12 protein-coding genes are annotated in these 12,240 nt (G+C 61.7%); 5 read left to right on the forward strand and 7 right to left on the reverse strand.

The genetic code is table 11. The features are described from left to right. Positions 1 to 5: 5 nt before the first annotated feature. Together HJB91_RS23985 and HJB91_RS23990 are read right to left on the reverse strand one after the other, a co-directional pair. The gene (locus HJB91_RS23985; RefSeq protein WP_210633561.1) at positions 6 to 908 is read right to left on the reverse strand and encodes a proline iminopeptidase-family hydrolase; all 903 of its coding nucleotides are present in this window, start codon (positions 906 to 908) and stop codon (positions 6 to 8) included. A 98-nt stretch (positions 909 to 1,006) separates the two neighbouring features. After that, on the reverse strand, positions 1,007 to 1,765 hold the full coding sequence (locus HJB91_RS23990) for a LuxR family transcriptional regulator (protein ID WP_210633562.1): 759 nt from the start codon (positions 1,763 to 1,765) through the stop codon (positions 1,007 to 1,009). A 129-nt stretch (positions 1,766 to 1,894) separates the two neighbouring features. Between HJB91_RS23990 and HJB91_RS23995 the strand changes: the two genes are divergently transcribed. The 5 genes from HJB91_RS23995 to HJB91_RS24015 are packed head-to-tail and all read left to right on the forward strand — an operon-like array spanning position 1,895 to position 7,852. After that, the gene (locus tag HJB91_RS23995) at positions 1,895 to 2,785 is read left to right on the forward strand and encodes a proline iminopeptidase-family hydrolase (protein ID WP_210633563.1); all 891 of its coding nucleotides are present in this window, start codon (positions 1,895 to 1,897) and stop codon (positions 2,783 to 2,785) included. Between the two features lie 51 nt (positions 2,786 to 2,836). Further along, positions 2,837 to 3,775 (forward strand): ABC transporter permease, encoded by a 939-nt coding sequence (locus tag HJB91_RS24000; RefSeq protein ID WP_210633564.1) that lies wholly within the window; start codon positions 2,837 to 2,839, stop codon positions 3,773 to 3,775. Further along, a complete protein-coding gene (locus HJB91_RS24005; RefSeq protein WP_210633565.1) occupies positions 3,772 to 4,620 on the forward strand; it encodes an ABC transporter permease in 849 nt (282 codons plus the stop codon). The genes HJB91_RS24000 and HJB91_RS24005 overlap by 4 nt, the downstream gene beginning before the upstream one ends. After that, the gene (locus HJB91_RS24010; protein WP_409078122.1) at positions 4,617 to 6,338 is read left to right on the forward strand and encodes a dipeptide ABC transporter ATP-binding protein; all 1,722 of its coding nucleotides are present in this window, start codon (positions 4,617 to 4,619) and stop codon (positions 6,336 to 6,338) included. The genes HJB91_RS24005 and HJB91_RS24010 overlap by 4 nt, the downstream gene beginning before the upstream one ends. Then, on the forward strand, positions 6,338 to 7,852 hold the full coding sequence (locus HJB91_RS24015; RefSeq protein WP_221155996.1) for an ABC transporter substrate-binding protein: 1,515 nt from the start codon (positions 6,338 to 6,340) through the stop codon (positions 7,850 to 7,852). Before HJB91_RS24010 ends, HJB91_RS24015 begins: the two co-directional genes overlap by 1 nt. A gap of 84 nt (positions 7,853 to 7,936) precedes the next feature. Here the strand turns inward: HJB91_RS24015 and yghU are convergent, their stop codons facing one another. The 5 genes from yghU to HJB91_RS24040 form a co-directional block, all read right to left on the reverse strand. Continuing rightward, positions 7,937 to 8,812: a glutathione-dependent disulfide-bond oxidoreductase gene (gene yghU, locus HJB91_RS24020; protein ID WP_210633567.1), complete on the reverse strand. Its 876-nt coding sequence runs from the start codon at positions 8,810 to 8,812 to the stop codon at positions 7,937 to 7,939. A 156-nt stretch (positions 8,813 to 8,968) separates the two neighbouring features. Further along, positions 8,969 to 9,349, reverse strand: coding sequence for a cupin domain-containing protein (locus HJB91_RS24025; protein ID WP_210633568.1), 381 nt, complete (start codon positions 9,347 to 9,349; stop codon positions 8,969 to 8,971). A gap of 15 nt (positions 9,350 to 9,364) precedes the next feature. After that, positions 9,365 to 10,456, reverse strand: coding sequence for a Gfo/Idh/MocA family protein (locus HJB91_RS24030; protein ID WP_221155997.1), 1,092 nt, complete (start codon positions 10,454 to 10,456; stop codon positions 9,365 to 9,367). Positions 10,457 to 10,458: 2 nt separating this feature from the next. Then, complete coding sequence (locus tag HJB91_RS24035; protein ID WP_221147510.1) at positions 10,459 to 11,286, reverse strand: carbohydrate ABC transporter permease; 828 nt, start codon at positions 11,284 to 11,286, stop codon at positions 10,459 to 10,461. Beyond that, positions 11,283 to 12,218, reverse strand: a complete 936-nt coding sequence (locus tag HJB91_RS24040; protein WP_221156041.1) for a carbohydrate ABC transporter permease — start codon at positions 12,216 to 12,218, stop codon at positions 11,283 to 11,285. The genes HJB91_RS24035 and HJB91_RS24040 overlap by 4 nt, the downstream gene beginning before the upstream one ends. Positions 12,219 to 12,240 lie beyond the last annotated feature (22 nt).

The following is a 12,240-nucleotide window of genomic DNA, read 5'->3' on the forward strand; positions in this document are numbered from 1 at the left end:
ATGCGTCAGTCGTGCCGCGACAGGAAGCGGGAAACGGTCGCCAGGCAAAGCTGCTTTTCCTCGACATGCGGCATATGGCTGGAATTTTCGAAGAGCACCCATTCGCAGCCCGGGACGCGTTCGAGATAGGGCCTTACGACGAGGGGCGTCGCCTCGTCATGTTTGCCCGAGATCAGCAGCGTCGGTGCTTCGATGCGGTCGAGCCTGTCTTCGATCGTCCAATCCTTCATCGTTCCGATGACGTGGAATTCCGTCGGGCCGTTCATGTTGCGATAGACGGTGTTGTCTTCGTCCATGATGGCGAATGTCCGCGCCACATCGGGCGGCCATGGCGCGACGCGGCAGACATGGCGATCATAGAAGACGCGGGAGGCGGCGATATAGTCCGGATCGGTAAGGCTTCCCGCCCGTTCGTGCTTCAGCAGCGTGTCCTGCACCTCCTTCGGCAATTCCTGCCGCAGCCGATTGGCTTCGGCAACCCAGGTGTGCATGTTGGCCGGCGAGTTGGCGATGACAAGGGCCTTCAGGCCTTGCGGCCGGCGCACCGCATGTTCGGCGCCGAGCATGCCGCCCCAGGACTGGCCGAGGAAGGCGTAACGATGCTGGATGCCGAGATGGGCAAGCAGTGCGTCGAGCTCTTCGAGGAACAGGCCGACCGTCCAGAAATCCGGGCCCTTGTCCGGAAGGCGGGTGGAATTGCCGTTGCCGAGCTGGTCGTAGTGGATGACCGGGCGGCCGTCGAGGGCGGCGATTTCCTTGAAGGAATCGACGTAGTCATGCGTGCAGCCGGGCCCACCGTGCGCAACGACGAGAGGCAGCTTGTCGCTTTTCAGCGAACCGGTGACGCGGTACCAGGTGCGATAATCGCGAAAGGGCAGATAGGCTTCACTTGTTGCGACTTCGGCCACCGACATCTCCATTCCTCGGAAGTTTGGAAACCATAACGCGGCAACCGCGGCGAAGGCAGCTATCACAAGTTATAGGATGGCAATGATCGGCCGCGCTCTTAGAGCAGGCGGTAATGAGTGGCGCGTACGACGGCCTGCGTACGGTTGCGGGCGCCGAGTTTCTTGGCCGCGGCGTTGAGATGCATGACCACGGTCGGGACGGAACGGCCGATGATGCGCGAGATTTCCTTGGCGGAATAGCCTTCCGCCGAATGGCGGAGGCATTCGCGCTCCCGCTCGGTCAGGCGAATGGTGCCGACGCTTCGAGCCTTCGTGTCGAAAAGCGAATAGGCGGTCTCATGGAAGACGTGGGCAAGCAGGTTGAAGTCAGCGATAGCGCGCAACGCATGCCGTTCGAAATCGCGGTCGCCGCGGAAACGGATGCCGGTGACCGTCGCATAATCGCCTCCCGGCATATGCACCGGCACGGTGACACCGGTCGACATGTCGCGTTCGAGGAGATAGCGCGTCACCGGTGCGGTGTCGTCACTCATGAAGCGGTTGATCAGCGTGTCCGCATTCGTGTCGTAATTCCAGAAGAACGGCGCGGTGCTGCGCAGCGCCACCTGCTGGACCGGGTCGATGCGGAAATAACCGCGATCGAACCAATAGTCGTGCATATCGTCGGCGATGTTCCGGAGCTTCAGCAGCGACGGGATCATGATCGCGCCGTCGAGGTCGTAGGGCACCGGCGTATAGTCGTAGATGAGAGCCTCGAAGCCCAGCTGCTTCATCGCCTCGAAGGCCTGGTCGATCCGGCCGTCCAGCGTCTCATGCGCCGTAAACTGCCGTCTGATCGTTCCGATGTCGTCAAGCATGGGCTGCTCCCGGTTTCGGCGTGGCGCCCTACCCTATCACTTCTTATAGCTGGCACGGAACGCGATTTACGGTAAAAAATTAACCACGCCCAAATATTGAGCAAGGGGTATTTTCTGCTGGAGCAATCAATGTGGCGTGAAATACAGCCGGACGCGCGATTTGAGATCGATGCCGGTGGCTATCGCGTCGTCGCCTATAGCTTCGGGACCGGCAACGAGACGGTGTTCTGCCTGAACGGCGGTCCCGGTCTGCCCTGCGATTACCTGCGCGAGGCGCACTCCTGCCTGATCGACAAGGGCTACCGCGTCGTCGCCTTCGACCAGCTCGGCACCGGCGCCTCCGATCGGCCGGACGATCTCTCGCTCTGGACGATCGGCCGCTATGTCGAGGAGACCGAAACGGTGCGCAAGACGCTCGGACTCGGAAAGGTCCACATGCTCGGCCATTCCTGGGGCGGGTGGCTGGCGATCGATTATGCCTTGACCTACCCCGAAAACCTCAAGACGCTGATCCTCGAGGATACCGTCGCCGACATGCCGCATCTGATCTCGGAACTGGAACGGCTGCGGGCAGCGCTTGGTCCGGAAACAGTCTCGATGATGCAGAAGCATGAGGCGCAGGGGACCTACGATCATCCGGAATATATCGCCGCCGTCACCATCCTCAACTACCGCCATGTCTGCCGCCTGGCCGAATGGCCGGCGCCGATACGCCGTTCGCTCGACGACTGGAACATGGCGCCTTACGCGACGATGCAGGGCCCGAACGAGTTTCTTTACATCGGCAACCTCAAGGACTGGAACCGCATCCCGGATCTGCCGCGGCTGACGCTGCCCGTGCTGATCACCACGGGAGAGCATGACGAGCTGACGCCCGCCTGCGCGCTCAGGATGAAGCTGGCGCTGCCGAATGCCGAGCTCCGGGTGTTCGCCAATGCCAGCCACATGCCCTTCTATGAGAACCCGCAGGACTATTATCCGGCGCTTCTCGATTTCCTCGACCGGCACAAGGCAGCCTGATGAAAATGAAAGCGGCTCAAACCGGACGAGGACAGAGGGGCGGCCGTGCTCATGTATCGCTATAAATTCGTTCTGACCCGACCGCTTCAGTTCCTGCCCGTCATCTTCGGCATCAGCGTCATCACCTTCATTCTGGTTCGGCTGATCCCCGGCGATCCGGCGCGCAACATCCTCGGTACGCGCGCCACACCGGCTGCCCTTGCCAGCATCCGTGCCCAATACGGTCTCGATCAGCCGATGTGGCTGCAATATGTCTATTTCCTCAAAAATCTCGCCAATGGCGAGATGGGCAAATCGATCCTCTACAAGATCGACGTGCTGAAGCTGATCGTCACCCGCATCGAGCCGACGCTTGCCCTCGTCGCCGCAAGCGTCGTGCTGTCGGTGCTGATCGCTGTGCCGATGGCGGCGATCGCCGCACGCAATGCCGGCCGGGCGCCGGACCATGCGGTGCGCATCGTCTCGACCTTCGGCATCGGCTTTCCGCCCTTCTGGTTGGGGCTGATGCTGATCATCCTCTTCAGCGTCGAACTCGGGCTGCTGCCGGTTTCCGGCTACGGCGCGACGCTCGGCGACAAACTTGCGCATCTCGTGCTGCCGAGCCTGACGGTGGCGCTGTCGCTCTCGACCGTTTTGACGCGCAGCCTGCGCGCCGCGATGATCGAGTCGCTGAAATCAGATGTCGCGACGGCGGCGCGCGCCCGCGGCATGCCCGAAGGCATCGTCTTCTGGCGGCACGTGCTGCCGAATTCGCTGGTGCCGACGATCAACCTGCTTGCCGTCAACATCGGCTGGCTGATCGGCGGCACGGTTGTGGTTGAGAGCGTCTTCGCGCTGCCCGGCATGGGCCAGCTCCTCGTCAGGGCGATCTTCTCGCGTGACTATATGGTGGTGCAGGGCGTCGCGATGGTCTTTGCCTGCGCCACCGTGCTGATCAACTTCATCGCCGATATCGTCACCGTTGCCGTCGATCCGAGGGTGAAGCTATGAGCGTCGAGGTGACAACACCCGCGTCCCCTGGCCGCCTCCTCCTCGGCCGGCGGCCGATGTTTGCCGTCGGCGCCGGCGTGCTGTTGTTCTTCATCCTGCTGGCGCTTGGCGCGCCTCTTCTCGCGCCCTATGACCCGATCATGCAGAATGCCGAGGTGCGCCTGCAGGCGCCTTCGCTGCTTCACCCCTTCGGCACCGACAATTTCGGCCGTGACATCCTCTCCCGCGTCATCTGGGGTGCGCGCATCGATCTGCAGATGGCGCTGATCGGCGTCGTCTTCCCGTTCCTGATCGGCACGACGGTCGGCACCATCTCCGGCTTCTTCGGTGGAATCGTCGATGCACTGTTCATGCGTCTGGTCGATATCATTCTTGCCTTTCCCTTTCTCGTGCTGATGCTGTCGATTATCGCGATCCTCGGCCCAGGACTCGGCAGCTTCTACATCGCCATGGCGCTGGTCGGCTGGGTCTCCTATGCGCGGCTGATCCGGGCGCAGATGCTGGTGCTGAAGAGCAGCGATTACGCAGTGGCCGCCGTCAGCCTCGGCTTCAGCCGCAGGCGTATCATGTTCCGGCACCTGCTGCCGAACGCGATTGCCGGCTCGATCGTCTTTTCCATGTCCGATGCGACTCTGGTGCTGCTGAGCGGTGCGGCCGTCAGCTATCTCGGCCTCGGCGTCCAGCCGCCGATCGCCGAATGGGGCGTCATGGTCGCGGAGGGGCAGAGCTTCATCACCACCGCCTGGTGGATCACGCTGTTTCCCGGCCTCTCCATCGTCTGCCTTGCCTTCGGCTTCAGCATGCTGGGCGATGCGCTCGGCGAATTGCTGGGAGTGCATGAATGAGCGGTCCTGTGCTCTCCGTTCGCGATCTCACCGTCAGAGCGCATCTCGATTCCGGCCCGCGCACGCTGCTTGATGCAGTCTCGCTCGATCTCGGTCGCGGCGAAATTCTCGGTCTCGTCGGCGAGAGCGGCTCGGGCAAGAGCCTGTTCTGCCGCTCGCTGGTGCGCCTCTTGCCCTCCTCGCTGCTGAAGATCGAGAGCGGTTCCATGCTGCTGGAAGGACGCGACCTGACGCGGATCCATGACGTTGAGATGCTGAAGGTGCGCGGCGGTGAGATCGGCATGATCTTCCAGAACCCGACCAGCCATCTCGATCCGGTCATGCGGATCGGCAATCAGATCGCCGAGGGCATCCGCTATCATCAGGGCCTTGGTGCCCACGAAGCTCGCGCCGCGGCGTTGGAAATTCTCGCGCAGGTCGGCTTTCCCGACCCCGGCCGGCAGTACGACAGCTATCCGCATGAATTTTCCGGCGGCATGCGCCAGCGGGCGATGATCGGTGTCGCCCTGTCCTGCAATCCGAAAATCCTGATCGCCGACGAACCGACGACGGCGCTCGACGTCACCATTCAGGCGCAGATCCTGCGGCTGCTGATCGATATTCGCGACCGCCGCGGCCTGTCGATCATTCTCATCACTCACGATCTCGGCATCGTCGCCCAGACCTGCGACCGCATCGCCGTAATGCGTGGCGGCAAGCTCATCGAAGAGGGGCCGAAGCGGACGATCCTCGCACAGCCGCAACATCCCTATACGATCAACCTGATCGACAGCCACCCGTCGATATCAGGCGGGATGCCGGCGCCGGCGCTCGAGATCGCCGAGGCACGCGCGCCGGCGAGACCCTTGCTCGAAATCGATGATCTGCACGTGCGTTTCAGAGCCGGTGGCAGCCTGGTCAAGGGTGGCGCCAAGACGGTCAGCGCCGTTGCCGGCGTCAGCCTGCAGATCATGCCGGGCGAGACGGTCGGCATCGTCGGCGAATCCGGCAGCGGCAAAAGCACGCTTGCCCGCGCCGTGCTCGGTCTCACGCCACTTTCCTCGGGTCATGTCACCTTCGACGGTGTCGATCTCACGCTGCAGAAAAGCGCTGGCCTGGCAAAGCTCAGGCGCGAAACGGCGATGGTGTTCCAGGACCCCTATAATGCCCTCAATCCCCGGCTGACGATCGGGCAGATGCTGGCCGAGGTGCTGAAGGTGCAGGGCAAGGTCGCCAAGGCTGATATTCCGGCGCGCATCGGCGAACTGCTCGATCTCGTCGGCCTCGAGCGCGAATTCGCTGAGCGCAAGCCGCGCAGCATGAGCGGCGGTCAGTGCCAGCGCGCCGGCATCGCCCGCGCGCTTGCCGTCGAACCGAAGCTGATTATCGCCGACGAATGCGTGGCGGCCCTCGACGTCACCATCCAGGCGCAGATCATCGAGCTTTTCCGCCAGCTCACCGCGAAGATGAACCTGACGCTGGTCTTCATCGCCCATGATCTGGCGATCGTGCGCAATCTCTGCGAACGCGTCGTCGTGATGTATCGCGGAGAGATCGTCGAGGAGGGCCGCTCCGACGAGGTCTTCGCGCGGCCGAAGCATGCCTATACCGCGGCGCTGATCGCTGCCATTCCCGACATCGATCCTGACAAGCCGCTGCTGCAAGGGCACCGGCCGCAGGGACGAGGCGCAATCCATATCCATCAGACGCATGCCATAACAAAGAAGGGAACGAACTGATGCCAAACAGGTGGAAATCAATCGGGCTTGCCGCCATGCTCGCTGGCCTGACATTGAGTGCAAGCTATGCCGAAGCCGCCGGTGTGCTCACCATCGGCCGCCGCGAGGATTCGACGACATTCGATCCGATCAAGACGGCGCAGAACATCGACAACTGGGTGTTCTCGAACGTCTACGATGTGCTGATCCGCGTCGACAAGACAGGCACCAAGCTGGAGCCGGGCCTTGCCGAAAGCTGGACCGCCTCCGATGACGGGCTGACCTACACCTTCAAGATCCGCGATGCGAAATTCTCGGACGGTTCGCCGCTGACGGCGGAAGACGCGGCCTACAGCCTGCTGCGCATCCGCGACGACCCGGCCTCGCTCTGGAGCGATTCCTACAAGGTGATCGACACGGCGGCTGCGACCGACGCGCATACGCTGACGATCAAGCTCAAGAATCCGTCGGCGCCGTTCCTGTCGACGCTGGCGCTGCCGAACGCTTCCGTCATTTCGAAGGCGGGCATGGAAGCGCTGGGCGCCGATACCTATGCCGAAAAGCCGGTCGCATCCGGCGCCTTCACCGTCGAGGAATGGCGGCGTGGCGACCGCATTATCCTTAAGAAGAACCCAAACTTCTGGCAGGCCGACCTAGTCAAGCTCGACGGCGTCGAGTGGATCTCCGTGCCCGACGACAATACCCGGATGCTCAACGTCCAGGCCGGCGAGCTGGATGCGGCGATCTTTGTACCGTTTTCCCGGGTCGAGGAGCTGAAGAAGGATACAAGCCTCAACGTCGACATCGATTCCTCCACTCGCGAGGATCATCTTCTGATCAACCATGCGCATGGCGCGCTCGCCAAGAAAGAAGTCCGCCAGGCGCTCGATTTGGCAATCGACAAGAAGACGATCGTCGACGCCGTCACCTTCCGCCAGGGCACGGTTGCCAACTCTTACATTCCGAAAGGCGCGCTTTATTATTTCGCCGATAATTTGCAACGGCCCTACGATCCTGAAAAAGCAAAGGAGATGCTGCTTGCTGCTGGCGCTTCCGACCTGACGCTCAATTATCTGATCCGCGCCGGTGACGAGGTCGACGAACAGACGGCCGTGCTGGTCCAGCAGCAGTTGCAGAAGGCCGGCATTACCGCCAACCTGCAAAAGGTCGACCCGAGCCAGGAATGGGACATGACGGTTGCGGGCGACTACGACATCTCCGTCAACTATTGGACGAACGACATCCTCGATCCGGACCAGAAGACAACCTTTGTTCTCGGCCACGATTCGAACAATAATTACATGACCAACTACAAGAATGAGGCGGTGAAGGAGCTGGTCGCCAAGGCGCGTCTCGAACTCGACCCGAAGAAACGCGAAGAGATGTATGTCGATCTGCAGAAGATGGCCAAGGACGACGTCAACTGGATCGACCTCTATTACAGCCCCTACATCAACGTCTCGCGCAAGAATATCGAGAACTTCCACCAGAACCCGCTCGGCCGCTTCTTCCTGGAAGACACGGTCAAGAACTGAGTTCGGGCAGCTCGCAAATGCTCCGCCGCCGTAGGGGCGGCGGAGCCTGATTTATTGCTGAAACAACCAGCTGGCACGGCTTGCTTATTCGGCAGCCGCCAGCTTGTCCTGCGTTTTGGTCTCGAAATCGCTGGCGTCGTGGCGCTCGTGCAACTGGCTCGACGGGTCGCCGGAGAGGCGGTTGACCATCCGGCCGCGCTGCACCGCGGGCCGGCTATAGATATTGTCGGCCCAGCGCAACACGTTTTTATAGTCCCCGACTTGCAGGAATTCCGCGGCCTCGTAGCTCCAGCCCTTCACCAGGCCGCCGTACCACGGCCAGATGGCAATATCGGCGATCGTGTATTGACTGCCTGCCACATATTCGCTTTCGGCAAGACGGTGATCGAGCACGTCGAGCTGACGCTTCACCTCCATCGCGAAGCGGTCGATCGCATATTCGATCTTGGTTGGTGCATAGGCGTAGAAATGGCCGAAGCCGCCGCCGAGATAGGGCGCGCTTCCCATTTGCCAGAACAGCCATGACAGGCATTCGGCACGCTCACTCGGCTCGGTCGGCAGGAAGGCGCCGAACTTCTCGGCGAGATAGGTGAGGATGGCGCCGGATTCGAAGACGCGGACCGGCTTCGGGCCGCTGCGGTCCATCAGCGCCGGGATCTTGGAGTTGGGATTGACGGCGACGAAGCCGCTGCCGAACTGGTCGCCCTCGCCGATCCTGATCAGCCAGGCGTCATACTCCGCACCGCCATGACCGAGCGCCAGCAGTTCCTCGAGCATGATCGTGACCTTCTGGCCGTTCGGCGTTCCGAGCGAATAGAGCTGCAGCGGGTGGCGGCCGATCGGAAGCTCCTTCTCATGTGTCGGTCCTGCGATCGGGCGATTGATGTTGGCGAATTGGCCGCCATTCGCCTTGTTCCAGGTCCAGACCTTCGGGGGGATATAGTCGGAGGTACCGCTCATCTTTTAAACTCCTGGCATTGATCAGACAGAGTGCGACGCCGGTTGGGTCGTCGCATTTTTCCTGACATAGCAGAGGCGATGAGGTTTTGTCACAGCTATCGGAGCGGCTTCACGCAATCGTCAGAGCCTTGGCAAGGTTGATGAAAATCTGCCGATTCAGGCCGCACCCTCGCCTTCATGATTGACCGCCGTCCGGGTACCGGAGGAGAACATGATCAGCGCGAAGAGCGGTTCGGTGCCGAGCGCGCGCGCCCAGTGACGGATATTGCGGGGAATGCGGATCGCATCGCCAGGTTCGAGCCGATAAAGCGCATCGCCGAGCTTGTGTTCGCAACTGCCGGAAACGACGTAGAGGATCTCCTCGCAGTCGGGGTGCGAATGCAGCTGGTTGCGTTCGCCGGGATTGATGCGACAGGTACCGAAGGTCATCTCGGCGCCGGGCGTGCCGTCGCCGGTGATCTTCCAGTTGAGTTCGCCCCAACTGGTCGGCATGAATTCACCGCCAGCTTTCCTGAAAATCACATCGGTATCGCTCAAGGCTGTCCCTCCCTGTCAGAGATTGGTGGTGACGCCGGCATTCGTGCGTCTGTAGAATTCGAAGAGCTTCATGATCTCGCGGGCGATTTCGAGCGTGCCCCTTGATATCTGGGTGCCGGCAAGGATCGCATCCGTCAGATGCAGGATCTCGGGCACATAGCCGAGATAAAAGAGATTGTTGTTATAGAGCTGGCCGAGCGAATGCTCAGGCTCATAGAACAAAGCGGCATTCTCGTCCGGCTGGATGAAGCTTGCGGCGCGGCCATAGGACGGCAGGTCCGCCTTGCGGAAATACGTCAGACGGCTGCCGTTTTCGATGATGGCGTTGGCGCCTTCGCCGATGATCTCCACGCGCTCGAAGATGCTGCCGCCCGACTGGCCGGCGGCGAGGTGCAGCGTTCCGATCGCGCCGGAGCGGAAGCGCAGGCTGGTGACGCTTGCCCCGGCCAACGGCTCCCACTCATAACTGGCACGCTCTATCTCGCCGCCGAGGAAATTGAGGATCGCGCCTGGATGGTAGATATGGTCGAGAAAGCTCTGCATCTTGACGAGATCGGCGCGGTCTTCCGGCCTCGGCAGGCTCTGGGGATAACGGACATTGATCGAGGTCAGCCTGCCGAAACCCGGCGAGCCGATCAGATCCTTGAGTTTCTCGATCGTCGGAAAGAAGGTCTTCTTGAGACCGGTCATCACCATGCGGCCGGCCGCCGCACTTGCCGCCTGCAGCATTTCGATATCGTCGATGCTTGCCGCTGTCGGTTTTTCCATCCAGACGTGCGCGCCCGCTGCAAGGGCGTCGAGCGCCAGATCGGTCGCCTGGACCCGGCCGTCGGGATGATAGGCGGTGACGAGAAAGACCAGCTCCGGCTTTTCTCGCTCCAGCATCTCGCGATGATCGGTATAGGCCTTGCCGGCGCCGAAGAGTTTTGCGAATTTCTCGGCGCGGCCGAGATCGAGATCGCAGATGCCGGCAAGTTCCACCGGCGCATACCGCAGCGCCGGATAGACATTGCGATAGGCATGGCCGCCGGCGCCGATGAAGCAGGCCTTGATGCGATGGTCGAATTCGAAATTGTAGCGGATTTCCCGCTGGACGTGATGCGACATGGTCAGCCCTTGATTGCCCCCTGCGTCAGCCCCTCGGTGAAGCGGCGCTGCATCAGGATGTAGAGAAGAATGATCGGCAGGAACGAAATGACGGTGCCCGAGAAGACCAGGCGATAATCGGAGGCATAGGTGCTGGCGAAACGGACCAGCCCGAGCGGCAGCGTCTGTACCTCGGGGCTGATCAGCACGATCAGCGGCAGGAAGAAATCGTTCCAGGTGGAAAGCGCGCTGATGATGACGAGCGCTTGCACCGCGGGTGTCGAGATCGGCAGAAAGACCTTGGTGAGGATCTGGAAATGCGAAGCGCCGTCGATCTTGGCGGCCTCGATCAGATCGTCCGGCACGCCGATGAAGAAGCTCCGCATCAGGAAGATGCCGAAGGGAATGCCGTTGCTGACCTGCACCAGCACGATACCAGCAAGCGTGTTGACGAGATTCAGTCCGAAGAGCACCTGGTAGAGCGGGATGACGATCGCCTGGACCGGCACGGTGAGCCCGAGGATGAAGGCGTAGAACAGCCATTCCCGGCCGGGGAATCGGATCTTGGCAAGCGCATAGCCGGCCGGCGCGCAGGTGATGAGCGACAAGGCGACGACGCCGACGAGGTTGATGAGGCTGTTGCCGACGAGGTCCCCGAAGCCGCCGATCTGCCAGGCGTCGAGATAATTCCGCCACATCAGGTCGGCGGGCCAGGTGAAGGGATCGGCCTGGCCAATCTCGGCCTCTGTCTTGAAGCTCGAGATCACCAGCCAGACGAAGGGAGCGAGGATCAGAATCAGGACCGGGGTTAGCGCCAGCGCCACCGGCCATTCGCGATTGCGCACACTCATTGGGAAAGCCTCGCGCGCCAGCGGTTGAAGACGATGGTGATGGCGATCGCAAGCAGGCTGAGCAGGATGCAGAGCACCGCCGCAAGCCCGTGATCCTGGGACTGGAAGGCAAGCCGGTAGATGTAGGTGGTGATCAGTTCGCTCTGATAGAACGGGCCGCCATTGGTCATGACGAAGACCGTGGCGAAGCCTTTCAGGCCATTGATCATCGCCAGCGAGACGACGAAGGTGGTCACCTCGCGAAGCCCCGGCAGCGTGACATAGATCAGCTTCTGGAAGGCGTTGGCGCCGTCCACTTCCGCCGCGTCGTAAAGCGAGTGGTCGATATTCTGCAGGCCGGCGATGAAGAGCAGCATGTAGAGGCCGAAGCCCTGCCACGAGCTTGCGACATTGACGGAGAACAGCACCAAAGCGGGATCGGAAAGCCATCCTCGCGTGAAGGCGCCGAGCCCGATCCGCGTCAGGGCCGTGTTCAGCAGGCCGAAAAACGGGTCGTAGATATTGGCCCAGATGACGCCGACGACGGCGAGCGACACCAGATGCGGCAGGAAGAAAGCGGTGCGGAAGAAGACTTGTGTCACTCTCAGTCTGCTGACGGCAAGCGCCAGCAGCAGACCGAGGCCGCCGGCCATCACCACATGATAGGCCAGCCAGAGGAAGGTATGGACGAGGCTCTTCCAGACGATCGGATCCTGCGCCGCCTTGGCGTAATTGTCGAGGCCGACGAAGCTCGCGGAGGTATTGAAGCCGGCGGAACTGTTGAAGCTCAGCCAGAAGGTGGCGGCGATCGGCAGCAGCGTGAAGACGGCATAAAGGGTGAGCGCCGGCGCCATCAGCCACAATGCGGTGCCGGCATCGCCATCGGCTGAGCCGGACCCGGCTACCCGGCGTTTGGACATACGGGCGGATGTGCCACCCGTATGTCCCCCCATGGCGGGGACGGTGCTGAGAGGA

It is taken from the genome of Rhizobium sp. NLR10b (assembly GCF_019685435.1).
GTDB lineage: Bacteria > Pseudomonadota > Alphaproteobacteria > Rhizobiales > Rhizobiaceae > Rhizobium.

Excerpts from the sequence above, each read along its gene's own strand:
- HJB91_RS24000 (WP_210633564.1), top strand. The coding sequence starts at position 2,837 with ATGTATCGCTATAAATTCGTTCTGACCCGACCGCTTCAGTTCCTGCCC.
- HJB91_RS24015 (WP_221155996.1), top strand. The coding sequence starts at position 6,338 with ATGCCAAACAGGTGGAAATCAATCGGGCTTGCCGCCATGCTCGCTGGC.
- HJB91_RS24030 (WP_221155997.1), bottom strand. The coding sequence starts at position 10,456 with ATGTCGCATCACGTCCAGCGGGAAATCCGCTACAATTTCGAATTCGAC.
- HJB91_RS24040 (WP_221156041.1), bottom strand. The coding sequence starts at position 12,218 with ATGGGGGGACATACGGGTGGCACATCCGCCCGTATGTCCAAACGCCGG.
- HJB91_RS24005 (WP_210633565.1), top strand. The coding sequence starts at position 3,772 with ATGAGCGTCGAGGTGACAACACCCGCGTCCCCTGGCCGCCTCCTCCTC.
- HJB91_RS24010 (WP_409078122.1), top strand. The coding sequence starts at position 4,617 with ATGAGCGGTCCTGTGCTCTCCGTTCGCGATCTCACCGTCAGAGCGCAT.
- HJB91_RS24035 (WP_221147510.1), bottom strand. The coding sequence starts at position 11,286 with ATGAGTGTGCGCAATCGCGAATGGCCGGTGGCGCTGGCGCTAACCCCG.
- HJB91_RS23995 (WP_210633563.1), top strand. The coding sequence starts at position 1,895 with ATGTGGCGTGAAATACAGCCGGACGCGCGATTTGAGATCGATGCCGGT.
- yghU (WP_210633567.1), bottom strand. The coding sequence starts at position 8,812 with ATGAGCGGTACCTCCGACTATATCCCCCCGAAGGTCTGGACCTGGAAC.
- HJB91_RS23990 (WP_210633562.1), bottom strand. The coding sequence starts at position 1,765 with ATGCTTGACGACATCGGAACGATCAGACGGCAGTTTACGGCGCATGAG.